The 21536-nt window shown below is 68.4% G+C and carries 22 protein-coding genes; 4 read left to right on the top strand and 18 right to left on the bottom strand.

Annotated elements, in window-relative coordinates:
- Nucleotides 1-48 precede the first annotated feature (48 nt).
- Nucleotides 49-444, top strand: coding sequence for a nuclear transport factor 2 family protein (locus tag ACQEVG_RS11755; protein WP_432981056.1), 396 nt, complete (start codon nucleotides 49-51; stop codon nucleotides 442-444).
- Nucleotides 445-507: 63 nt separating this feature from the next.
- Here the strand turns inward: ACQEVG_RS11755 and ACQEVG_RS11750 are convergent, their stop codons facing one another.
- The 11 genes from ACQEVG_RS11750 to ACQEVG_RS11700 form a co-directional block, all read right to left on the bottom strand.
- Nucleotides 508-3336, bottom strand: coding sequence for a DEAD/DEAH box helicase (locus ACQEVG_RS11750; RefSeq protein WP_432981053.1), 2829 nt, complete (start codon nucleotides 3334-3336; stop codon nucleotides 508-510).
- 163 nt (nucleotides 3337-3499) lie between these two features.
- The gene (gene tatC, locus ACQEVG_RS11745; protein WP_432985282.1) at nucleotides 3500-4402 is read right to left on the bottom strand and encodes a twin-arginine translocase subunit TatC; all 903 of its coding nucleotides are present in this window, start codon (nucleotides 4400-4402) and stop codon (nucleotides 3500-3502) included.
- Nucleotides 4403-4501: 99 nt separating this feature from the next.
- Nucleotides 4502-4789: a Sec-independent protein translocase subunit TatA gene (tatA, locus tag ACQEVG_RS11740; RefSeq protein WP_432981050.1), complete on the bottom strand. Its 288-nt coding sequence runs from the start codon at nucleotides 4787-4789 to the stop codon at nucleotides 4502-4504.
- Between the two features lie 219 nt (nucleotides 4790-5008).
- A complete protein-coding gene (locus ACQEVG_RS11735; protein ID WP_432981047.1) occupies nucleotides 5009-5203 on the bottom strand; it encodes a hypothetical protein in 195 nt (64 codons plus the stop codon).
- Between the two features lie 20 nt (nucleotides 5204-5223).
- A complete protein-coding gene (locus ACQEVG_RS11730; RefSeq protein ID WP_405809380.1) occupies nucleotides 5224-5469 on the bottom strand; it encodes a hypothetical protein in 246 nt (81 codons plus the stop codon).
- Nucleotides 5470-5493: 24 nt separating this feature from the next.
- On the bottom strand, nucleotides 5494-6450 hold the full coding sequence (locus tag ACQEVG_RS11725; protein ID WP_404726719.1) for a helix-turn-helix transcriptional regulator: 957 nt from the start codon (nucleotides 6448-6450) through the stop codon (nucleotides 5494-5496).
- A gap of 18 nt (nucleotides 6451-6468) precedes the next feature.
- Nucleotides 6469-7425: a helix-turn-helix transcriptional regulator gene (locus tag ACQEVG_RS11720; RefSeq protein ID WP_432981042.1), complete on the bottom strand. Its 957-nt coding sequence runs from the start codon at nucleotides 7423-7425 to the stop codon at nucleotides 6469-6471.
- Between the two features lie 133 nt (nucleotides 7426-7558).
- A complete protein-coding gene (locus tag ACQEVG_RS11715) occupies nucleotides 7559-7933 on the bottom strand; it encodes an FKBP-type peptidyl-prolyl cis-trans isomerase (protein ID WP_432981039.1) in 375 nt (124 codons plus the stop codon).
- Nucleotides 7934-7976: 43 nt separating this feature from the next.
- Nucleotides 7977-8909, bottom strand: a complete 933-nt coding sequence (locus ACQEVG_RS11710; protein ID WP_432981036.1) for an FKBP-type peptidyl-prolyl cis-trans isomerase — start codon at nucleotides 8907-8909, stop codon at nucleotides 7977-7979.
- Nucleotides 8910-9021: 112 nt separating this feature from the next.
- Nucleotides 9022-10383 (bottom strand): Pup--protein ligase, encoded by a 1362-nt coding sequence (pafA, locus tag ACQEVG_RS11705; RefSeq protein WP_432981033.1) that lies wholly within the window; start codon nucleotides 10381-10383, stop codon nucleotides 9022-9024.
- A gap of 9 nt (nucleotides 10384-10392) precedes the next feature.
- Nucleotides 10393-11673 carry an MFS transporter gene (locus tag ACQEVG_RS11700; protein WP_432981030.1) on the bottom strand — a complete coding sequence of 427 codons (1281 nt, stop codon included), beginning with the start codon at nucleotides 11671-11673 and terminating at the stop codon, nucleotides 10393-10395.
- 122 nt (nucleotides 11674-11795) lie between these two features.
- Between ACQEVG_RS11700 and ACQEVG_RS11695 the strand changes: the two genes are divergently transcribed.
- Nucleotides 11796-12827, top strand: coding sequence for a LacI family DNA-binding transcriptional regulator (locus ACQEVG_RS11695; RefSeq protein ID WP_432981027.1), 1032 nt, complete (start codon nucleotides 11796-11798; stop codon nucleotides 12825-12827).
- An 89-nt stretch (nucleotides 12828-12916) separates the two neighbouring features.
- A complete protein-coding gene (locus ACQEVG_RS11690; RefSeq protein WP_432981024.1) occupies nucleotides 12917-13972 on the top strand; it encodes a hypothetical protein in 1056 nt (351 codons plus the stop codon).
- Nucleotides 13973-14096: 124 nt separating this feature from the next.
- Here the strand turns inward: ACQEVG_RS11690 and prcA are convergent, their stop codons facing one another.
- From prcA to arc, 6 genes are all read right to left on the bottom strand, one after another.
- Complete coding sequence (gene prcA / locus ACQEVG_RS11685) at nucleotides 14097-14870, bottom strand: proteasome subunit alpha (RefSeq protein ID WP_432981021.1); 774 nt, start codon at nucleotides 14868-14870, stop codon at nucleotides 14097-14099.
- Nucleotides 14871-14920: 50 nt separating this feature from the next.
- Nucleotides 14921-15766, bottom strand: a complete 846-nt coding sequence (gene prcB / locus ACQEVG_RS11680) for a proteasome subunit beta (protein ID WP_432981018.1) — start codon at nucleotides 15764-15766, stop codon at nucleotides 14921-14923.
- Nucleotides 15718-16311 (bottom strand): endonuclease VII domain-containing protein, encoded by a 594-nt coding sequence (locus ACQEVG_RS11675; protein ID WP_432981015.1) that lies wholly within the window; start codon nucleotides 16309-16311, stop codon nucleotides 15718-15720. The genes prcB and ACQEVG_RS11675 overlap by 49 nt, the downstream gene beginning before the upstream one ends.
- Before the next feature lie 7 nt (nucleotides 16312-16318).
- Nucleotides 16319-16537 carry a ubiquitin-like protein Pup gene (locus ACQEVG_RS11670; protein WP_011027899.1) on the bottom strand — a complete coding sequence of 73 codons (219 nt, stop codon included), beginning with the start codon at nucleotides 16535-16537 and terminating at the stop codon, nucleotides 16319-16321.
- A 147-nt stretch (nucleotides 16538-16684) separates the two neighbouring features.
- The gene (gene dop / locus ACQEVG_RS11665; protein ID WP_432981012.1) at nucleotides 16685-18196 is read right to left on the bottom strand and encodes a depupylase/deamidase Dop; all 1512 of its coding nucleotides are present in this window, start codon (nucleotides 18194-18196) and stop codon (nucleotides 16685-16687) included.
- Nucleotides 18197-18458: 262 nt separating this feature from the next.
- Nucleotides 18459-20225: a proteasome ATPase gene (gene arc, locus ACQEVG_RS11660; protein WP_404726729.1), complete on the bottom strand. Its 1767-nt coding sequence runs from the start codon at nucleotides 20223-20225 to the stop codon at nucleotides 18459-18461.
- Between the two features lie 253 nt (nucleotides 20226-20478).
- On the opposite strand from arc, the gene ACQEVG_RS11655 reads away from it, so the two are divergent.
- Nucleotides 20479-20790 (top strand): ferredoxin, encoded by a 312-nt coding sequence (locus ACQEVG_RS11655; protein ID WP_432981008.1) that lies wholly within the window; start codon nucleotides 20479-20481, stop codon nucleotides 20788-20790.
- A 4-nt stretch (nucleotides 20791-20794) separates the two neighbouring features.
- Here the strand turns inward: ACQEVG_RS11655 and ACQEVG_RS11650 are convergent, their stop codons facing one another.
- Nucleotides 20795-21364, bottom strand: a complete 570-nt coding sequence (locus tag ACQEVG_RS11650; protein WP_432981005.1) for a hypothetical protein — start codon at nucleotides 21362-21364, stop codon at nucleotides 20795-20797.
- Nucleotides 21365-21536: the final 172 nt, after the last annotated feature.

Here is a 21536-nt window from a genome sequence, read left to right as displayed (position 1 = left end):
AAGATGGAGGAAAGACGGGATTTTAGGGACGAAAGGTGTGACTTCACTATGGCTGAGCACCCGGACAGCGCCCTTGTACGCCGCGGCTACGCAGCGTTCGGAGAAGGGGACGCGGCAACACTCGGCTCCCTCATGACGGCGGACGTCGTTCACCATGTTCCCGGTAACAGCGCGATATCCGGACACCACAAGGGCCGCGACGCCGTTCTCGGGCTGTACCAGCGGCTGGGCGAGATGACTGGCGGCACCATGATGGTCGAGCTCGAAGCCGTGCTCGCCGACGGCCGTGGGCACGTCATGTCCTTCCACACGGCCCGGGCCGACCGGGGTGACCGCGGCATCGAGATCCGCGAGGGTCTCTTCTTCACGATCGTGGACGGCAAGATCACCGACATCGACGAGTGCACCGAGGACATCGACGAGGAGGACAGCTTCTGGAGCTGACCGGACGCCGATGGCCTCGTTCCACCCGCAAGAGGTGAACGAGGCCATCCCGTGTCGTCCCGCTCAGCCGACCGAGCTGTACGCCACCACACCCCGCAGCATCGCGTCGACAGCCCGGCGCGCGTTCTTCGCGACGGTGCTGTTCTCGCGCGCCGCCGCCGCCGCAATCTGCCCGAGCACATCGATGACCTGCTTCGACCACCGTACGAAGTCACCCGCAGGCATCTCCGCCTCGCGCAGCACCTCGTCGAGGCCCCTGTCCGAGGCCCACTCGTACGCGGCCCAGGCGAAGCCGAGATCCGGCTCGCGCTGTCCGACTCCCTCCGCCTGGTTGATCTTGAACTCTTCCTCCAGCGCGTCCAGACGGCCCCAGATGTGGACCATCTCGCCGAGCGCGACCTTCGCCTTGCCCGCCGGGACCTTGGGCGCCACCGCGTCGTCCGACTGCCGCGACTCGTACACCAACGCCGAGACACACGAAGCCAGTTCGGCCGGGCTGAGGCCTTCCCACACATCCGCCCGCAGGCATTCGCTCGCCAGTAGATCCAGTTCGCCGTACAGCCGCGCCAGCCGCCTGCCGTGCTCGGTGACCTCGTCCCCGCGCAGATAGTCCAGCTCGGTCAGCAGTGCCACGATCCGGTCGAAGGTGCGGGCGATGGTGTTCGTCCGGCCCTCGATGCGCCGCTCCAGCTGCCGGGTGTCGCGCTGCAGCCGGTGGTAGCGCTCCGCCCAGCGCGCATGGTCCTCGCGTTCGTCGCAGCCGTGGCACGGGTGTGCGCGCAGCTCCGCCCGCAGCCGCGCGATCTCCCGGTCGTCCGCGGCGGCGGCGCGCTGCTTGCGGTGCCGCTCGGGCACGATGTGCCCGGCCTTCGTCCGCAGCGCGGAGGCCAGATCGCGGCGCGACTGCGGCGAGCGCGGATTGAAGGACTTCGGGATCCGCATCCGCTCCAGCGCCTCGACCGGCACCGGAAAGTCCATCGACGCCAGCCGCTTGACCTGCCGCTCGGCGGTCAGCACCAGCGGACGGGGGCCGTCGTGCTGCTCGAATCCGCGGTGTCCGTTGGTACGGCCCGCCGGGATCCCCGGGTCGAGGACGAGCGCAAGACCCGCGAACTTGCCGGTGGGGACGTGGATGACATCGCCCGGCTTCAGCTTCTCCAGCGATGTGGCGGCCGCGGCCCGCCGCTGCGCCGCACCCTGCTTGGCCAGGTCCGTCTCGCGGTCCTTGAGGTCGCGGCGCAGCCGCGCGTACTCCTCGAAGTCCCCCAAGTGGCAGGTCATGCCCTCGCGGTAGCCCTCAAGGCCCTCTTCGTTCCGCTGCACCTGGCGGGAGATGCCGACGACGGACTTGTCCGCCTGGAACTGCGCGAACGACGTCTCCAGCAGCTCGCGCGAGCGGTGCCGTCCGAACTGCTGCACCAGATTGACGGCCATGTTGTACGAGGGCCGGAAGCTGGAACGCAGCGGGTAGGTGCGAGTGCCCGCAAGTCCGGCGAGCGCTTCCGGATCCATGGCGCGCTGCCACAACACGACGGCGTGGCCCTCGACATCGATGCCGCGGCGCCCGGCCCGGCCGGTGAGCTGGGTGTACTCACCGGGGGTGATGTCGGCGTGCTGCTCGCCGTTCCACTTGACGAGCTTCTCCAACACCACCGAACGGGCGGGCATGTTGATGCCGAGCGCCAGCGTCTCGGTGGCGAAGACGGCTTTCACCAGACCGCGTACGAAGAGCTCCTCGACGACCTCCTTGAAGGTCGGCAGCATGCCGGCGTGGTGCGCGGCGATGCCCCGCTCAAGACCCTCCAACCACTCGTAGTAGCCAAGGACATGGAGGTCCTCGCCGGGAATGGCGGCGGTGCGCTCCTCGACGATCTCGCGCACCCTCATCCGCGCCTCGTCGTCGTTGAGCCGCAGTCCGGCATACAGACACTGCTGCACGGCGGCCTCGCAGCCCGCCCTGCTGAAGATGAAGGTGATCGCGGGCAGCAGCCCTTCCGCGTCGAGCCGTTCGATGACCTCGGGCCGCCCCGGCGTCCAGATCCGGCTGCGCTGGCGCCGCTCGCGCTCGCGGTCGGCCTCGCGCACCATCTTGCCGCGGCGGCGGTCCCTGGGGTTGTACGTGCGCTGGTTCTCCATCCGCGCCAGGCGTACGAGATCGGGGTTGACCTCGCGCCTGCCGACGCCACGGCCGCCGTGGTCGGTCTCCTCCTCGAAGAGGTCGTACATCCGGCGGCCCGCCATGACGTGCTGCCACAGCGGCACGGGACGCTCCTCGGAGACGATCACTTCGGTGTCGCCGCGGACTGTGTCGAGCCAGTCGCCGAACTCCTCGGCGTTGGAGACGGTCGCCGAGAGTGACACCAGGGTCACCGACTCGGGGAGGTGAATGATCACTTCCTCCCAGACGGCGCCACGGAAGCGGTCGGAGAGGTAGTGCACCTCGTCCATCACGACATGGCCGAGCCCGAGCAGCGACTGCGAGCCCGCGTAGAGCATGTTGCGCAGCACCTCGGTGGTCATCACCACCACCGGCGCCTCGGAGTTGACACTGTTGTCGCCGGTGAGCAGACCGACCTTGTCCGCGCCGTAACGCCGGACCAGGTCGGTGTACTTCTGGTTGGAGAGCGCCTTGATGGGTGTGGTGTAGAAGCACTTGCGGCCCTGCTGAAGGGCCAGATGGACGGCGAATTCGCCGACGATGGTCTTGCCTGAGCCGGTGGGCGCCGCGACGAGCACGCCCTTGCCCGTTTCCAGGGCCTGACAGGCTTCGATCTGGAAGGGGTCCAGATCGAATTCGTACATCGCGCGGAAGGGGGCCAGCGCAGTGGCCTCCTCGGCGGCGCGGATGCGGGCGGCGGCGTAGCGCTCGGCGGGTGAGAGGTCCTCGGTCATCTTGTTGACGAGCCTACCCGCCGCGTCTGACAGTCAGCCGATCTTTAATTGAAGGCTCAGGTACCCGCATGCCGCCGCCGTACGAGGGTCCGCTGCCGTCCCATGCGGAAGGCCCACCGTCTCGCCGGTGGGCCTTCGTCATGTTCAGAAGACATTCCGCATGTCATGTGACGTCGTCGTAGCCGTTCAGCCGGTTGGAGCGCCCGCCGTCCGCCTCGCCTGTGGCCTGCTCGGGCAGCGCGCGACTGGCCGGCACGGACTCGATGGCGCCGATGCCGTCGGGCGTCAGGTCGAGTTCGGAGGCCTCGTCGTCGTCAAGCTCCGCGTCCGGGTCGTTGCGGCGTCGCCGCTTGTCGTTGAGCAGGGCGATCCCGACCGCGATGAAGTACAGGACGATGATCGGCCCCGCCAGCGCGATCATGCCCAGCGGGTCGGTGGAGGGCGTGGCGACCGCACCGAAGACGAAGATCGCCATCACGACGCCCCGCCACCAGCCGGCCATCCGCCGCCCGGTGACGACACCCGCGACATTCAGCATGATCAGCAGCAGCGGCAGCTCGAAGGAGAACCCGAAGATCAGCACCATCCGGACGGCGAAGTCCAGAATCTTGTCGACCTCGAGGAAGTTCGCGGCGGTGTCCGGCGTGATGCTCAGCAGCACCTTCATGCTCACCGGCATGATCACGAATGCGAGGTAGGCGCCGGCGGCGAAGAGCGGAACGGCCGCGGAGGCGAAGAAGTACGTGTACTTCTTCTCGTTCTTGTGCAGGCCCGGGGCCACAAAGGCCCACAGCTGGTAGAGCCAGACCGGGCAGGCCGCGATGATGCCCGCCATCATGACCACCTTCACCGTGGTGGTGAACGGCGACAGCAGGTCGGTGTACACGATTGTGGCGCACTTGCCGCCGGTCTCGAGCACTCCCTTGTCACAGGTGGTGACCGGCGAGGCCAGGATGCGCATCAGGTCCTGGCTGTAGAACGCGGCCACGACGGAGGCGATCGTGACCGCCAGCATCGCCTTCGCAAGCCGGTTGCGCAGCTCACGCAGATGGTCCGCGAGCGGCATCCGCCCCTCGGGGTCCTTCTCCTTCTGTTTCGAGCGGGCAGGCTTGAGCAACCCACGTCCTCATCTCGTGCGGCAGGCCGCGGTTCGGCGGCCTTGGGGTCAGCGCTGGGGGGTGGTGTCGGTGGGCTCGTTCACGGGGCGAGCGCTCGTCACATCGCCGGGAGCCGCCTGGATCGTCCGAGGAGCGCCCTGGGCCGGGTCCTGCGGCGGGTCGGCGGGAGTGGCGGCCGGCTGGCCCTCCGACTTCATCGCCTTCGCCTCGCTCTTGAGGATCCGGGCCGACTTGCCCAGCGAACGGGCCATCTCAGGAAGCTTCTTGGCACCGAAGAGCAATACGACGACAACGAGGATGAGAATGATCTCGGTGGGGCCGATCTGTCGGAACATAACTGGTGTCTACCTTCTCACCGAGGCGGCATGGGGCGGAGCGGGAGATCGCGGTGGACTGGTGTCCGAGCCGCGACCAGCTGCGATCGTAACTCTCACGGGTAAACGCCGGGCAATCCCCGTGCATACACCGTTTATGCGGCCGGCGCCTCATTACCTATTGCCGCCACCTTCAGCCTACCGCCCGGATCACCCGCACATCAGAGCGCACCGGGTCAGTCACAGAGCCTGGCCGGTGCGGGCCAGATCCTCCGCCGCCCGCTCCAGATCCTCCGCCGCCCGGTTGATCTTCTCGGTGGTTCGGGCCACCTCGCGGCCCAGGCGCTGGGCCTCCAGGAAGACCCGGATGCCGAGCACGCCGAGCACGGCGATCCCGAGGAAACCGAGGGCAATGGCGAGCATGGGCCAGAACATGCGCTGAGCCTAGACCGTCTCTAGAGCGTGGAGTGCAGCCGCAGCGTCCGTACGCCGCCGCCGGTGAGAAGTTCGACGATGCGCTCCCCGGCGGGCTTGCGGACGGCCGAGCCGCACTCGGGGCAGGTGAAGGAGTAGAAGGTGGTACGGCGGCTGCCGCCGATCGCCAGCCGCAGCGCTCCCGCCGAGAGCTCGAAGCGGGCACGGCAGTCGGGGCAGCCGGCCTTGAAGAGCACCGGCGCCTTGGGCGTAGCGATCCCTGACATCAGAGACATGTTGTACGGATCTCCCTATTCCTGACCGTCATAGGCCGCGAGCGCCTCGCGCGCCGCCTGCCGGGCGCTGTCCGCCAGATCCTGGGGCGAGACGATCCGCCCGTCCCGCCCCAGCCGCAGGGCGAGCCGTCGCAGCGAGGTCGGATCAGGCGTACGCAGCGTGATGCGCAGCCCACCCTCGGGCAGTTCCTCCGCGCTGTCGTGCGGGTAGTACTCCGCGACCCAGCGCCCGCCGGGGCCGACCTCGACCACCACCTCGGGGTCGTCCGCGGACGGCTGAACCAGCCCCTCCGACAGATCCCGCAGCTCGATCTCGGGCGGCGCCGCGGGTGCGTCAAGGAGTCTGATCTCCGCCACCCGGTCGAGCCGGAAGGTGCGGCGCGCCTCGGAGAGCCGGCACCAGGCCTCCATATACGTATGTCCGACGGCAAAGAGCCGGATCGGGTCGACCTCGCGCTCGGTGAGCTCGTCGCGCGCGGGCGAGTAGTACTTGAGCCACAGCCGCCGCCGCTCCGAGATCGCGCGGTCCACATCGGCGAAGACGCCGCCCTCGGACTCGAAGGTCACCGAGAGCCGGGAGCTGGCCCCGGCCGTCTCGCCCGCCGCGGCCTCCAGCTTGGCGGTGGCACGCACCAGCGCGTCCCGGTCGCTCTCGCGCAGCCCGGGCAGCGTGGCCACGGCGCGCGCCGCGACCAGCAGCGCGGTCGCCTCGTCCGCGGCGAGCCGCAGCGGCTCGGCGACATCGTCCGCATTGTGCCACCAGATGCGGTCACCGTCGGTGTCGATGTCGAGCAGATCGCCACCGCGGAAGCTCGTGCCGCACATGGGCAGCACATCGAGGTCAGAGATCAGCTCGTCCTCGGTGATCCCGAAGGCGCGGGCGACATCGCTGACACGTGCGCCGGGGCGCTCGCGCAGATAGGTCACCAGCGAGAGCATCCGCCGGGTCTGGTCAATGGCGTTGGCGGCCATGGTGTGTACGAGTCCCCCTCAGCCCTTGGCCACGGCGCGCAGCCGGTCCAGGACATCGGCCCGCAGATCCGCGGGCTCCAGCACGACGACGTCCGGGCCGAACTCCACCAGCCAGGCGTCGAGCCCGTGCCCGTACGGAATCTCCAACTCGTCCCAGCCGTCCCCGAGTTCCCGTATGGACTGGGCTCTGGAGCGCAGCGGATAGCCGCAGCCGGTGCGCAGCCGGATCCGAGCGGAACGGGTCGCGGTCTCCCCCGCCCAGGTCTCGACGGTCTCCCGGACCGTCACCACGTCGGGCACGGGCGCGGTGAAGGAGCCTGCGCGGGAACGGACCCTGCCGGTGATGCGGGAGAGCCGGAAGACGCGCTCGGCGCCGCGGTCGCGGTCCCAGCCCGCCAGATACCAGTGGCCGCGCCAGCACTCCAGCGTCCAGGGCTCGACATGGCGGGGCTCGGGGCGGGCGGCATTCGCCTTGCGGTAGTCGAAGACGACGGGCCGCCGGTCGCGGCAGGCGAGCATCAGCGGTTCGAAGGCGGCCTCATGGACGGGGATGCGCGGTTCGAGGGCGCTGTGCTGCGCCTCGTACGAATCCTCGGCCTCCGGCATGCCGGCCGCGCGCAGCTTCTGCAGGGCGCCACTCGCGGCGCCGGCGAGCCGTGCCTGCTGCCAGACCTTGGCGGCGAGGCCGAGTGCGGCGGCCTCCTCGGCGTCGAGCGTGATGGCGGGCAGCCGGTTGGAGTCGCGGCGGGCGAGATAGCCGGTTTCGCCGTCGAGGTTGTCCACCGTCTCGATGACCAGGCCGAGTTCGCGCAGATCGTCCTTGTCGCGCTCGAACATCCGGTTGAAGGAGTCGTCCGAACCGGCCTCCAGATAGGCCTCGATGGACCCGCGCAGTTCGCGCTTGCTGAGCGGGCGGCGGGTCCCCAGCAGGCACAGCGCCAGATTCATCAGCCGCTCGGCCTTGGCAATGGCCATCGACGCCCTTCCTCACAGTCTTCTGAGCGTTGACCGTACCGCTCCGCGTTGTCCGGGCAAAAGCCGAGGGCCCGTGCCGGGCCCCCGGACGGAGTCCGGAGGAGGCATGGGCCCTCTTGGTGTCCGAACGTGATCAGACAGCGACCAGGTCGCAGACGAAGATCAGCGTCTCGCCGGGGGCGATAAGGCCGCCACCGGCACCGCGGTCGCCGTACGCGAGGTGCGCGGGGATCGTGAGCCGACGGCGACCGCCGACCTTCATGCCCTGCACGCCCTGGTCCCAGCCGGCGATGACCTGGCCGACGCCGAGCTGGAACTGCAGCGGGGTGCCGCGGTTCCAGGAGGCGTCGAACTCCTCGCCGGTGCTGTAGGCGACGCCCACGTAGTGGACGGAGACGGTGTCCCCGGCCTTCGCGACCGGCCCGTCGCCCTCCCACAGATCGACGATCTCGAGCTCGGTGGGAGCCGGGCCCTCGGGGAAGTCGATCTCGGGCTTGTCGATGCTCACTGAACTGCTCCTCTAAATGATGAACGGGGCAACCGGGACAGTCTTACACCTTCGTCAGAAGGTCCATGGAGAACACCAGCGTGGAGTTCTTCGGGATGCCCTGCGCCTCCTTGTCACCGAAGGCCTGGTCCGGCGGGATGACCAGCAGCACGCGACTGCCGACCTTCTTGCCGATGAGGCCGTCCTTGAGGCCCTTCAGCGTCACCTGCCCCAGCGGGAAGGTCTGGGTCCTGCCCGTGTCGTAGGTGCTGTCGAACTTCTTGCCGCCCGCCCAGAGGAAGCCCTGGTACTTCACGACGACGGTGTCCTTCGCCGTGAGCGCGGGGCCCGTGCCCTCGATCACATAGTTGGAGACGAGCTTGCTCGGCGGGCCGGCCTTCTTCGGGAAGGTCATCGTGGGGGCCTTGCCGTCGGTGTTGGTGCCCACCTTCGGCAGGTCGATGTTGTCCTGGGCGACCTCGGTGCCCTTGGCGGACACCGGTACGGGGGTGGACTTCAGGATGTCGACGACGAAGACGAGGGTCGCGTTCGGCTTGATCTCGCCCTGGCCCTTGTCGCCGTACGCCAGCGCCGGCGGGATCGACATCTCGATGCGACTGCCGACCTTCTGGCCCTCCAGGCCCTTCTCCCAGCCGGGGATGACGCCGCCGGCACCGAGCGTGAGGTCGAACGGCTGCTTGCGGTCGAAGCTGTTGTCGAAGGGCTTGTCGGAGTCCCACATCTGGCCGAGGTAGTTGACCTGGACCGGGTCACCCTTCTTCAGCTTCGCGCCCTTGCCCTCGCTGATCACCTCGACCTTCAGCTCCTTGGGCGGATCACCTTCGCCCTTCGCCAGGGTCGGCTTCTCGCCGAACTTGGCGCCTGCGGTGATCGCAGGCAGTGAGTTGGTCGAGGCGGAGCCCTTGTCGTCATTGCCGCACGCCACCGCCGACAGCAGCAGCAAGGGGACGACGAGAAGGCCGGCTAGTCGGCGCACGTATTCCTCAGATCTCAGACGGCACAGTAAGGTCCCGGACACTCTAGGGCGTGCCACGGGCCCCGTACGAGAACGTACGGGGCCCGAGTGGCGTTCCACTCAACCTGTCGCGCTACATGCCTGCGATCAGTTTCTCCACCCGGTCGTCCACGGACCGGAACGGGTCCTTGCACAACACGGTGCGCTGCGCCTGGTCATTGAGCTTGAGGTGGACCCAGTCGACGGTGAAGTCCCGCCGCTGCTCCTGCGCCCGGCGGATGAAGTCGCCGCGCAACCGCGCCCTGGTGGTCTGCGGGGGCACCGACTTGCCCTCGAAGATCTTCAGGTCGTTGCAGATCCGGGCGGCCTGTCCCTTGCGCTCCAGCAGGTAGTAGAGCCCGCGCCTGCGGTGGATGTCGTGGTAGGCGAGGTCTATCTGGGCGACGCGCGGATGCGACATGGTCATGTTGTGCTTGGCCCGGTACCGCTCGAGGAGCTTGTACTTCATGACCCAGTCGATCTCGGTGCCGATCCGGTCGAGGTCCTCCGCATCGATCGCGTCGAGGGTGCGGCCCCAGAGCTCCAGGACCTGCTCGACGGTGCCGGTGCGGATCCCGCGCCGCTCGACGAAGTCCACCGCCTTCTCGTAGTACTCGCGCTGGACCTCGAGGGCGGAGGCTTCGCGTCCGCTGGCCAGGCGCACCTTGCGCTGGCCGGTGATGTCGTGGCTGACCTCGCGGATCGCCCGGATCGGGTTCTCCAGGGTCAGATCGCGCATCACGGTGCCCGCCTCGATCATGCGCAGTACGAGATCGGTCGCGCCGACCTTCAGCAGCATCGTGGTCTCGGACATGTTCGAGTCGCCGACGATGACATGCAGACGGCGGTAGCGCTCGGCGTCCGCGTGCGGCTCGTCGCGGGTGTTGATGATCGGGCGCGAGCGGGTGGTGGCGGAGCTGACGCCCTCCCAGATGTGCTCGGCGCGCTGGCTGACGCAGTAGACGGCGCCGCGCGGGGTCTGCAGTACCTTGCCCGCGCCGCACAGCAGCTGACGGGTGACCAGGAACGGGATGAGGATGTCCGCGAGCCGGGAGAACTCTCCATGGCGGGCGACGAGATAGTTCTCGTGGCAGCCGTAGGAGTTTCCTGCCGAGTCGGTGTTGTTCTTGAAGAGATAGACGTCGCCCGCGATTCCCTCCTCGTGCAGGCGGCGTTCGGCGTCGACGAGCAGGCCTTCGAGAATGCGCTCGCCGGCCTTGTCGTGGGTGACCAGTTCGGTCACGTTGTCGCATTCGGGAGTTGCGTATTCCGGATGCGAACCCACGTCGAGGTACAGGCGGGCGCCGTTCCGCAGGAAGACGTTGCTGCTGCGGCCCCATGACACAACACGGCGGAAGAGGTAGCGCGCCACTTCGTCAGGTGACAGCCGGCGCTGTCCCCTGAAAGTGCACGTGACGCCGTACTCGTTCTCCAGCCCGAAAATGCGGCGGTCCATGTCTGAACATTACGCCTCACGGCCTGAGCTGAAACCGGGTTCGGCAGCACCGTTTCGATCATTTTCCGATGAGTCCGAGATTGAACCCACGATGTCCACGGTGTGGCCGGGAACTGCGAGGACCCGCTGAGTGGCCATCAGAACCAGCAGTGCGGCGATGCCTCCGGCGCCCGCGACGGCGAAGCTCCAGGCGGTCCCGCCGAGCTCGACCGCGGGGCCCGCGACGGCCGTGCCGACCGCGGCGCCGACGCCGAAGGTGGTCACCAGCCAGGAGAAAGCCTCGGTGACGGTGCCGCGCGGGGCGTGCCGGTCCACGACGATGAAGGCGCAGGCGATCGCGGGCGCGAGGAAGACGCCGGAGACGGCGGCGAGCAGGGTCATGGCGAGAACGCCGGGCGTCAGCGCGAGCGGCAGATAGCCGAGGGCCAGGAGGGCGACGATGGCCCGCAGCCGGCGCTCGGGGGCTCCGGCCCACTGCCGCATGCCGTAGACCACGCCGCCGATCAGCGCGCCCAGCCCGAGTGCGGCCATCAGCCAGCCGTACACCGACGCACGGCCGTGGTCGTCGGCGTACGCGACTCCGGCGACCGTGATCGAGCCGAGCGCGAGACCGACGAAGAAGAAGGACCCGAGGAGCGCGAGCAGGCCGGGCGAGCGCAGCGCGCCCAGCCAGTGGGCCTCGCGGGGTGCGGAGCGCCAGCGGCGGGAGGGCTCACAGAGTACGACGGACAGCGCGCCGAGCACGCCGATGGCGTTGATGACGAGGAGTGCGGCGCCGGCCGACCAGAGCGAGACGAGCGCTGTGACCAGCAACGGGCCGACGGTGAACATGATTTCCTGGGCGACGGCGTCCATGGCGTAGGCCTGGTGCACGCGCTCCTGGCGGCCGAGCACGCTGGGCCACAGGGCCCGCAGTCCGCCTTCGAGCGGCGGAGTGAACACGCCCGCGACGGCCACAGCCGCGTACGCGAGCGGCAGCACGCCGATCCCGGCGGCGGATAGCAGCACCATGCCGAGTGCCGAGACGACGGCCGCGGGAAGCTGGACCCGGGGCTGTCCGCGCAGGTCGACGGCGCGGCCGAGGAGGGGCTGGCCTATCGCGGTGGCTATGCCGTACACGGCGGCGAGCCCTCCGGCGAGGCTGTAGCTGCCGCCCTCGGCGCGGGTGAACAGGACGATTGCCACGGGTCCGGTGGCATTGGGCAGCCGCCCTATGAGCGTCCCGGTGAGCAGCCGGGCGGCATGCGGCTCCTTGAGGATGTCTGCGTAGCCGGTGGCTCCCGCCCCCATGTTCTGCCCCTCACCCCCCGCGATCGAGGTTTTACGTATAACGTCCGCCGTCATACGTACCATGTCGGCAGTCCCCGGGTCCACCGCGGACGCATGGACGGCAAGGGCTGAGGACGGCATCGATGACACACGGGTCCCCCCAGCCCGCCGGCGTGCGGCCCACCAGCCGGGATGTGGCCCGCCTCGCCGGTGTCTCGCAGGCCACCGTCTCCCTCGTACTCGGTGAGAAGTGGCGCGGGCGGGTCTCCGAGCGGACCGCCGCCCTGGTGCGGGACGCCGCCCGGGAGCTTGAGTACCGGCCCAATCTCGCCGCGCGCAATCTGCGGCTCGGGCGGACCAGGACCGCGCTGCTCGTCGTCCCCGCCCTCACCAATGAGTTCTTCGCCCGCGTCTACACGGGCGCGGCCACCGTCGCCGCCGAGCACGGCTTCGGTGTGGTGCTCTATCCCTCGCCCGAGGGCGTCGGCCCGGCCCGGGACCCCTTCGCCTCGGCGCGGGCCGCGCTCGACGGTGTGATCGCCTCCTCGATGGCCGCCGAGGCGCTGACCGCCATCCGCGGCTCCGATCTCCCGCTGGTGATGCTCGACAGCGACCCGGCCGATCCCGGGGCGGCGGCCCATGTGAACCTCGACATCGCCGACGGCATGCGGCAGATGACGGACCATCTGCTGGCCCTCGGTCACCGCCGCTTCGTCCATCTCGCCTCGGCCGTGACCTCCTGGACCTTCGACGTACGGGCCCGGGCGCTCACGACGGCTCTGCGCCGCGTCCCCGATGCCGTCGTACGGACCGTACCGGCGCCGCTGGACGTCGGCAGCGCCCGCGAGGCCACGGAGCGGGCGCTGGCCGGTCCGGGACCGCGGCCCACCGCCATCGTCTGCGACGACGACATCCTGGCCGCGGGTGCCTGCAAGGCCGTACGGCGGCTGGGCCTGCGGATCCCCGAGGACGTCTCCGTCACCGGCTTCGACGACCTCGCGCTCGCCACCGCCGTGGAGCCCGAACTCACCACGATCAGGCTGCCCGCCGAACGCGTGGGCGAGCGCGGAATGTCCGCTTTGCTCGCGGTCCTCGAAGGCCGCCCGCCCGAGGAGGGCGACCTCCCGGTCGAGCTGGTGGCGCGCGGCTCGTCAGCACCTGCCCCGGTCGGCTGACCCCTTACGTGTGGACCGCTGTCCCCTTACGTGTGGACCACGGGCAGCGCCCTTGAGACCACGACACCCGCCGTGGAACGATCACGATCATGACGAGTACGTCGGAGACCCCGATCGACGCGACGCTGATCGGGACGGTCCCTGCGACAGGCTCCGTGACACCGCTCGCCGAGGGGCGGCTCGCCGTCAGAACCGACGAGCGGCTGGAGATCCACGACGCGGAGAGCTTCCTCTCCGGGACACTCGCCCCCACCCGGTCCGTGCGGCTGCCGCCCCACTCGGCGGCGGTCCCGCTGCCCGGCGGTGCACTCGTCGTGGCCGAGGCCACGAGGGTCCGCGCGCTGGGCCCCGACGGCGCCACCCGCTGGGAGCTGCTGCACGCCCGCTGGCACGGCGGACACCGGGACGCCAGGCCTCCGGGACCGCCCGCGGTGAGCCCGGACGGCAGGCTCATCAGCGTCATCGTGCCGACGCTCGCCACCGCCGAGCGCAGCACCGTACTGATCAGTGACAAGCCGCCGCGGCACCGCTATGCGCGGGACACCCTGCTGCTGCTCGACGCCGCGTCCGGCGACGTCCGCGCCCGCCGGCCGATCGCGGCGATCTCCTCGGACGTGACGCAGCGGTGGCATCCGGAGGGCTCGCTGCTCGCGCTCTCCTGCTGGACGGCCTGGTACAGCTGGTCGACCTGGTGGATAGAGCCGCGGCACGACGGGCTGCACATCCGCGGCGGCACGTCGATGCGCGAGGTGATCGACTTCCTGCCGGACGCGTCCCGGGTGCTCACGCTGCGCCGCGCCGAAGGGATCGCGTTCAACGACGACCGTGACGAACTCGCCTCGCACGAGGTGACCGCCGACGACCCCTCGGATCTCTTCGATCTCCGTGAGCTGGCGGTCGATCGTGACCACGACGAGATCGCGGGCGCGTACCTGATCGATGCCGCGCGCATCCTGGTCACCGGCCGGATCTATCTGCCGGGGCGGCCGGTCGCGGTCCGTCACTGGCTGTGCGACGCGCTGACGCTCCGCCCGCTGGGCCGGGTGCGGTATCCGGTGGCGGTGGGCGGGGATGCGACTCCGCTCGGCGACGGCACCTGGCTCACCAGGGACCGTGAACGCCTCCACCGCTGGGCGCTTCCCTGATCCGCAGACATGGCTGCGAAGCCGGGGAGATACGGCACCGGAGCCGCCCGGCATACGGCTGCGCCCCGGTCCGCACGGGCGGTCCGGGGCGCAGCCGCGTCAGTGGTGGGAGCTCCCGGCAGGGCTACTTCCCGCCGTCCTCGGTCTCCTCGGTGTCCTCGATGTCCGACGGTGCGTCCGTCGGGGTCGACGCGGCGCCGTCGGCCTCAAGGAGACGGGCCAGCTGCCGTCCGACGATCCGCTTGAACTTGCGCTGCTGCGGTCGCGTACGGTCCAGAACCGCCACCTCAAGGCGCTCCGCGGGGATCTCCCGCTCGCTGCCGTTGCTCTGGTTGGACAGAGCCTGTACGGCCAGTTTCAGCGCCTCGGCCAGCGACATCCCGTCGCGGTGCCGCTGATCGAGGAAGGTGCTGATCTGCTCGGCGCTGCCACCGACCGCGACCGAGCCGTGCTCGTCCACGATCGATCCGTCGTGCGGCAGCCGGTAGATCTGGTCGCCGTCCGGTGTGTCGCCGACCTCGGCGACGACCAGCTCGACCTCGTAGGGCTTCTCGGCCGCACTGGAGAAGATGGTGCCCAGCGTCTGGGCGTAGACATTGGCAAGACCGCGGGCCGTCACATCGTCACGGTCGTAGGTGTATCCGCGCAGGTCGGCGTAGCGCACGCCGCCGATGCGCAGGTTCTCGTACTCGTTGTACTTACCGGCTGCGGCGAAGCCGATGCGGTCGTAGATCTCACTGAATTTGTGCAGCGCACGGGACGGGTTCTCACCGACGAAGACAATGCCGTCGGAGTACTGCAGCACAACGAGGCTGCGACCACGGGCGATGCCCTTGCGGGCGTATTCCGCCCGGTCGGCCATGGCCTGCTGGGGTGAGACATAGAACGGCGTCGACACCGGCTATCCGTCCCTTTCTGTCAGTGGCATGTTGTTCAGAAGAGGGGCCATCACAGCAGCGCGGCGCGCGGGCCGTCGGGCTGTTCGAGGCGGCGCTCCAGAATCGAGCGGGCGATCTCGGAGGTCTCGGCCTCGGTGAGCCTGCGGAAGCCCTCGTCGGTGATGGAGGTGACGATCGGATAGATCCGCCGCGCCACATCGGGGCCGCCGGTGGCCGAGTCGTCGTCGGCCGCGTCATACAGCGCCTGGACCACCAGAGTGGTGGCCTGCTGTTCCGTCATGTCGTCGCGGTAGAGCTTCTTCATCGCCCCGCGGGCGAAGATCGAGCCCGAGCCGGTGGCCGCGTACCCGTGCTCCTCGGAACGGCCGCCGGTGACGTCGTACGAGAAGATGCGCCCCTTCTCGCGGTCGACGTCGTACCCCGCGAAGAGCGGCACCACGGCCAGGCCCTGCATGGCCATGCCGAGGTTGCTGCGGATCATTGTGGAGAGCCGGTTCGCCTTGCCCTCCAGTGAGAGCTGTGCGCCTTCGACCTTCTCGAAGTGCTCCAGCTCCAGCTGGAAGAGCTTGACCATTTCCACCGCGAGACCGGCGGTGCCCGCGATGCCCACGGCCGAGTACTCGTCGGCCGGGAAGACCTTCTCGATGTCGCGCTGCGCGATCATATTGCCCATGGTCGCCCGCCGGTCACCGGCGAGCACCACACCGCCGGGGAACGTCGTCGCGACGATGGTCGTGCCGTGCGGCGCCTCGATGGCGCCCTGCACGGGCGGCAGGACCCGCTTCCCGGGCAGCATCTCCGGGGAGTGCTCGCCGAGGAAGTCCATGAACGAAGAGGAGCCCGGCGTCAGGAAGGCAGCTGGTAGACGCCCGGTGCTACGAGTGTTGGCTTCCACGCGTTTCCTTCCACGTATGCGGCTGCACGCCTTATGGCATCCGGCCGATCCCTAAACTGCCCCAGTGCGGCATTGCAGCTGAAGCACAGTACGCCTCGGACCCTACCCGTCTCGTGGTCGTGATCCACATGCTCTGCCGGAGCAGCAAGGCAGATCACGCAGACACCGCCTTGCTCGTCGATGAGTTGAGTCAACTCAGCCTGACTGAGTCCGTATTTGCGGCGGAAGTAACTGTCACGATTGCGCTGTGTGCGGCATTCGCGGCAGTAGCTCGCCCAGCCGTCCGAGGAGGTCTTGTTGCGTTCCCATTCCGTGTGCGGCTTGATCTCCCCGCACTTCGGACACCGCTTGTGGCCACGCTGCACGGGCACCTTCACCCGCACAGTGCGCCCCTTGGCCTCCTGGCGTTGCCGGTAGTACTCCGCAGAGCACTCCCGGCAGTACGCCTGGGGGCCGTCCGCCGTGGAGCTGTTGCTGGCGAATGCGTCACGGTCCAGAGTCCGTTTGCATCGCGAGCATTTCTTAGCGTGATGCAATCCGGACATTCGGTGGCTACTCGCCACCCTTCTGAACAAACGACCTCACGAAATCCTCGGCGTTCTCCTCGAGGACGTCGTCGATCTCGTCCAGTACGGAGTCGACGTCGTCCGAAAGCTTCTCCTGGCGCTCCTTGAGGTCCTCCGAGGCCTGCGCGTCCTGCGCCTGCTCCTCGACCTCCTCAGTGGAACGCGTGGCCTTCTGCTGCCCGCCGCCGGTGTCCTTGGTCGCCATATCCCTCACCCCGCTCGGTTTGCCCTGACGTGAGTTCGATCGTCAAGATCAGACCCTACAAGCAGGGCCTGACATCGGCCCCGCACTTCACTCAACGTCCGGGTACCACCTCCATGATTCCCGGACCTGAGCCGTTTCAGCCGCCCGTCAGCCGCCGGACAGCACCCGGACCAGGTCTTCCGCGGTGCGACACCGGTCAAGGAGCTCCTTGACGTGATTACGCGTTCCGCGTAGCGGTTCCAGGGTTGGCACGCGCTGCAGCGAGTCACGGCCCGGCAGATCGAAGATCACCGAGTCCCATGAGGCCGCGGCGACGTCGTCCGCGTACTGCTCCAGGCAGCGGCCGCGGAAATAGGCCCGGGTGTCCTCAGGAGGCTTCGTCCCGGCCCGTACGACGTCGGCCTCGTCCAGCAGCCGTTTCATCTTGCCGCGGGCCGCCAGGCGGTTGTACAGGCCCTTCTCGGGGCGCACGTCCGCGTACTGGAGGTCCACCAGGTGCAGCCGTGCCGCGTCCCACTCCAGGTTGTCCCGCCTGCGGTAGCCCTCCATGAGCTCCTTCTTGGCGATCCAGTCCAGCTCCCCGGACAGGCTCATCGGGTCGTTCTCGAGCCGGTTGAGCGTGTCCTCCCAGCGGATCAGGACGTCCTTGGTCTGCTCGTCGGCGTCCGCGCCGTACCGCTCCTCGACGTATTTGCGGGCCAGCTCGAAGTACTCCATCTGCAGCTGGACCGCGGTGAGTGTCCGGCCGCTACGGAGCGTGACCAGACGCTTGAGGCCGGGGTCGTGGGAGACCTGGTGGAGGGTGCGCACCGGCTGCTCGACCGCCAGGTCCACCGCGATGAAGCCGTCCTCGATCATCGACAGGACCAGGGCGGTGGTGCCCAGCTTGAGGTATGTCGAGATCTCCGAGAGGTTGGCGTCGCCGATGATCACATGGAGCCGGCGGTACTTCTCGGCGTCGGAGTGGGGCTCGTCGCGGGTGTTGATGATGGGCCGCTTCAGCGTGGTCTCGAGCCCGACCTCGACCTCGAAGTAGTCGGCGCGCTGGCTGATCTGAAACCCGTGTTCATGGCCGTCCTGGCCGATTCCGACCCGTCCGGCGCCGGTGACGACCTGCCGGGAGACGAAGAAAGGCGTCAGGTGGCGCACGATGTCCGAAAAGGCGGTCTCCCGCTTCATCAGGTAGTTCTCGTGCGTGCCGTAGGACGCGCCCTTGTTGTCGGTGTTGTTCTTGTACAGGTGGATCGGCTGGGCGCCGGGGAGCTGGGCCGCGCGCTCGGCGGCCTCCGCCATGATCCGTTCCCCGGCCTTGTCCCACAGGACGGCATCACGCGGATTGGTGACCTCGGGAGAGCTGTACTCGGGGTGTGCGTGGTCGACGTACAGCCGCGCACCATTGGTGAGGATCACATTGGCCAGGCCGATGTCCTCGTCGGTGAGCTGACTGGAGTCTGCCGCTTCCCGGGCGAGGTCGAAGCCGCGGGCGTCCCGCAGCGGATTCTCCTCCTCGAAGTCCCAGCGGGCGCGCCGCGCCCTGTGCATCGCCGCCGCGTAGGCATTGACGATCTGGGACGAGGTGAGCATGGCATTGGCGTTCGGGTGGCCCGGGACGGAGATGCCGTACTCCGTCTCGATGCCCATTACTCGCCGTACGGTCATGCGGCCCTCCTTGCCCGGCGGCGCTCCCCTCCGGGAACGGCGCTCAAGTACCGCTGTTGCTCCGGTGCGTGTGCGGTGCCCGTCCCCGCACTGCGCGACTCGGCGGTACCGAAGAGCCTAGAACGCCTCTGCGCGGGTGGGGAGATCAATTTCGTCATTGCTCCGGCTATGGCTGGACCTGTCGGGAAAACAGTCGGCTGCGGATGCCCGGCCCCCCTGCCTTCGGCGGAGGGACCTCCAGCATCCGCAGCCGGTCTGCGTCCTACAGGTACTGACCGGTGTTCGCCACCGTGTCGATGGAACGTCCGGTGTCCGCGCCCTGCTTTCCGGTGACAAGGGTGCGGATGAAGACAATCCGCTCGCCCTTCTTTCCGGAGATCCGGGCCCAGTCGTCCGGGTTGGTGGTGTTCGGCAGGTCCTCGTTCTCCTTGAACTCATCCACACAAGCCTGGAGGAGGTGGGAGACCCGAAGGCCCTTCTGGTTGTGGTCGAGGAAGGCCTTGATGGCCATTTTCTTGGCCCGGTCGACAATGTTCTGGATCATCGCGCCGGAGTTGAAGTCCTTGAAGTACAGGACTTCCTTGTCGCCATTGGCGTACGTGACCTCGAGGAACCGGTTCTCCTCGGACTCCGCGTACATCTGCTCGACGACGGACTGGATCATCGCGTGCGCCGCGGCCTCCTTGGAGCCGTTGTGTTCGGAGAGGTCGTCCGAGTGCAGCGGCAGCGAGGATGTCAGGTACTTGGCGAAGATGTCCTTGGCGGCCTCCGCGTCCGGACGCTCGATCTTGATCTTCACATCGAGCCGGCCGGGGCGCAGGATCGCCGGGTCGATCATGTCCTCGCGGTTGGAAGCGCCGATGACGATGACGTTCTCCAGGCCCTCCACCCCGTCGATCTCGGCCAGCAGCTGCGGGACGATGGTGTTCTCCACGTCCGAGCTGACGCCCGAGCCACGGGTGCGGAAGAGGGATTCCATCTCGTCGAAGAAGACGATGACCGGAGTACCCTCGCTGGCCTTCTCCCGGGCACGCTGGAAGACGAGGCGGATGTGCCGCTCCGTCTCACCGACGTACTTGTTGAGGAGCTCGGGGCCCTTGATGTTGAGGAAGTAGCTCTTCCCCGCGGGCTGACCGGTCACCTCGGCGACCTTCTTGGCAAGGGAGTTGGCGACGGCCTTCGCGATCAGCGTCTTGCCGCAGCCGGGCGGGCCGTAGAGCAGGATGCCCTTCGGCGGCCGCAGTTCGTGCTCCTTGAACAGATCCGGGTAGAGGTACGGAAGCTCGACCGCGTCGCGGATCATCTCGATCTGGCCGCCCAGACCGCCGATCTTGTCGTAGTCGACGTCCGGGACCTCTTCGAGGACGAGCTCTTCGACCTCGCTCTTGGGGATCACTTCGTAGACGTAGCCGGAACGGGGTTCGAGCAGCAGGGCGTCGCCGGGGCGGATGGTGATGTCCAGCAGCGTGTCCGCGAGCCGCACCACCCGTTCCTCGTCGGTGTGCCCGATCACCAGGGCACGCTCGCCGTCCTCAAGGATCTCCTTGAGGGTGACGATGTCCCCGGCGCGCTCGAACTCCATGGCCTCGACCACGTTGAGCGCCTCGTTGAGCATGACTTCCTGGCCGCGCCGGAGCTCTTCGAGCTCGACGCTGGGGCTGACGTTCACCCGGAGCTTGCGGCCCCCGGTGAAGATGTCGCACGTGCCGTCCTCGTTCGCCTGCAGGAAGACACCGAAGCCGGCCGGCGGCTGTGCGAGCCGGTCGACCTCCTCCTTGAGGGCCACGATCTGGTCGCGGGCCTCGCGGAGCGTATTGGCGAGCCGCTCGTTCTGTGCGGACACGCCGGCCAGATTTGTCTGCAACTCGACGATCCGCTCTTCGAGAATCCTCGTATGACGCGGAGAGTCGGCGAGCTTGCGGCGCAGGACGGCGATTTCCTGCTCGAGATAGGCAACCTGGCCGGCTGGGTCTTCAGACCCCCGCCCCGGCCGGATGCCGCGGTTGATGTCGTCGTCGTGGGCTGCCACGGTCCTCACCTCCTCCAAGGGGAGCTGGACGCTTCCTGACCCTACCTGGGTGGGTGGTGATTGAAACCCCTAGATCACAAAGACGGTAGGGGTGTGTCCGATCTTCACCCTTGCGCTCTCCCTCACGCCAGGGGAATACCCACCCAACAACATCGGAAAGCGGGCGGAGGTATCGTCGAAGCGTTCAACACCCGTCAGGGCTGGCACGACTTGCTTCACATCGCGACACCCGACGAACGAAACGGCAGGAGATATGACCGTGCAGCACGAGACCGCCGCAGAGGGCGTCGGGGAGGCCCTTGAGGTCTGGATCGACCAGGACCTCTGCACCGGGGACGGGATCTGCGCGCAGTACGCTCCGGAGGTCTTCGAGCTCGACATCGACGGGCTCGCCTATGTGAAGAGCGGCGCCGACGAACTCCTCCAGAACCCGGGCGCCACAACGCCCGTGCCCCTGCCGCTGCTGCGGGATGTCGTGGACTCGGCGAAGGAGTGCCCGGGCGACTGCATCCATGTGCGTCGCGTTTCGGACAGGGTCGAGGTATACGGCCCCGACGCAGAGTGACGCCTTAATTACCGAGTGCTTCCGGCTGGGCGGTGCGGACGAACTTCCCGCCCCGCCACTGCCACTTGACGTTCTCCAGTTCATCGGGACAGCAGCTCGGCACGTCCGGCGACGAGTAGCCGAGCAGGGTGGCCGTAATCGCTCCGTCGCGTACAGCGAACTCCTTGACGCTCAGCTTCTGCGCGGGCTCCACCAGCGTCGCAACGACACGTGGGGGCGTCTCCCTGCCCCCGGTCAGTACGTAAATACCGCTCGGCGGGGTGCCGGAGCCGGCGTCGCAGCGGGCCACGGCCACCGTCTCGAGGCCGCCGTCGCCGTCGAGATCGCCTGAGCCCTGCTTCGTCACCACGCTCTTCACGCCGCCGCACTGCAGCGGGAGCACAACTGCTGCCGGGTCGGGCGCGGGGGCCGCGGCGGTCTCCGTCTGCGGCGGGCCGGCCTGGGATGCGGTCGCGGACTTGGGCTGCAGCAGTCCGGCAGCCGCGATGACTCCGGCCATCGCCGTGGCCGTGGCGAGCCAGTGCACCGGTCGGGCGTGGGTGTGCGCAAGGTCCGGGACGGCCGAGGTCTGCACGCGGGAAGTCTCCTGTGAAGGCGGTGCCGGTGGGGGTGCCTCGCATCGTGCCATACGTCACAGCAGGAGCGGAACAGCAGGGTCCGACTGTGTGCTTCAAGAAGCGGTCAACAAAAGGATGCCGCCGCCGAGTTCCCTTTGTGTCGAGGGAACTCGGCGGCGGCTTCGGTGC

Origin of the sequence: Streptomyces sp. CA-135486 (genome assembly GCF_050936555.1) — a bacterium.
Taxonomy (GTDB): domain Bacteria; phylum Actinomycetota; class Actinomycetes; order Streptomycetales; family Streptomycetaceae; genus Streptomyces.
This window is presented reverse-complemented; position numbering and strand designations above follow the sequence as displayed.

What these genes read in the sequence shown, in the direction of transcription:
- ACQEVG_RS11755 (WP_432981056.1), top strand. Translation starts at nt 49, where the DNA reads ATGGCTGAGCACCCGGACAGCGCCCTTGTACGCCGCGGCTACGCAGCG.
- ACQEVG_RS11750 (WP_432981053.1), bottom strand. Translation starts at nt 3,336, where the DNA reads ATGACCGAGGACCTCTCACCCGCCGAGCGCTACGCCGCCGCCCGCATC.
- tatC (WP_432985282.1), bottom strand. Translation starts at nt 4,402, where the DNA reads ATGCCGCTCGCGGACCATCTGCGTGAGCTGCGCAACCGGCTTGCGAAG.
- tatA (WP_432981050.1), bottom strand. Translation starts at nt 4,789, where the DNA reads ATGTTCCGACAGATCGGCCCCACCGAGATCATTCTCATCCTCGTTGTC.
- ACQEVG_RS11735 (WP_432981047.1), bottom strand. Translation starts at nt 5,203, where the DNA reads ATGTTCTGGCCCATGCTCGCCATTGCCCTCGGTTTCCTCGGGATCGCC.
- ACQEVG_RS11730 (WP_405809380.1), bottom strand. Translation starts at nt 5,469, where the DNA reads ATGTCAGGGATCGCTACGCCCAAGGCGCCGGTGCTCTTCAAGGCCGGC.
- ACQEVG_RS11725 (WP_404726719.1), bottom strand. Translation starts at nt 6,450, where the DNA reads ATGGCCGCCAACGCCATTGACCAGACCCGGCGGATGCTCTCGCTGGTG.
- ACQEVG_RS11720 (WP_432981042.1), bottom strand. Translation starts at nt 7,425, where the DNA reads ATGGCCATTGCCAAGGCCGAGCGGCTGATGAATCTGGCGCTGTGCCTG.
- pafA (WP_432981033.1), bottom strand. Translation starts at nt 10,383, where the DNA reads ATGGACCGCCGCATTTTCGGGCTGGAGAACGAGTACGGCGTCACGTGC.
- ACQEVG_RS11700 (WP_432981030.1), bottom strand. Translation starts at nt 11,673, where the DNA reads ATGGGGGCGGGAGCCACCGGCTACGCAGACATCCTCAAGGAGCCGCAT.
- ACQEVG_RS11695 (WP_432981027.1), top strand. Translation starts at nt 11,796, where the DNA reads ATGACACACGGGTCCCCCCAGCCCGCCGGCGTGCGGCCCACCAGCCGG.
- ACQEVG_RS11690 (WP_432981024.1), top strand. Translation starts at nt 12,917, where the DNA reads ATGACGAGTACGTCGGAGACCCCGATCGACGCGACGCTGATCGGGACG.
- ACQEVG_RS11675 (WP_432981015.1), bottom strand. Translation starts at nt 16,311, where the DNA reads ATGTCCGGATTGCATCACGCTAAGAAATGCTCGCGATGCAAACGGACT.
- ACQEVG_RS11670 (WP_011027899.1), bottom strand. Translation starts at nt 16,537, where the DNA reads ATGGCGACCAAGGACACCGGCGGCGGGCAGCAGAAGGCCACGCGTTCC.
- dop (WP_432981012.1), bottom strand. Translation starts at nt 18,196, where the DNA reads ATGACCGTACGGCGAGTAATGGGCATCGAGACGGAGTACGGCATCTCC.
- ACQEVG_RS11655 (WP_432981008.1), top strand. Translation starts at nt 20,479, where the DNA reads ATGACCGTGCAGCACGAGACCGCCGCAGAGGGCGTCGGGGAGGCCCTT.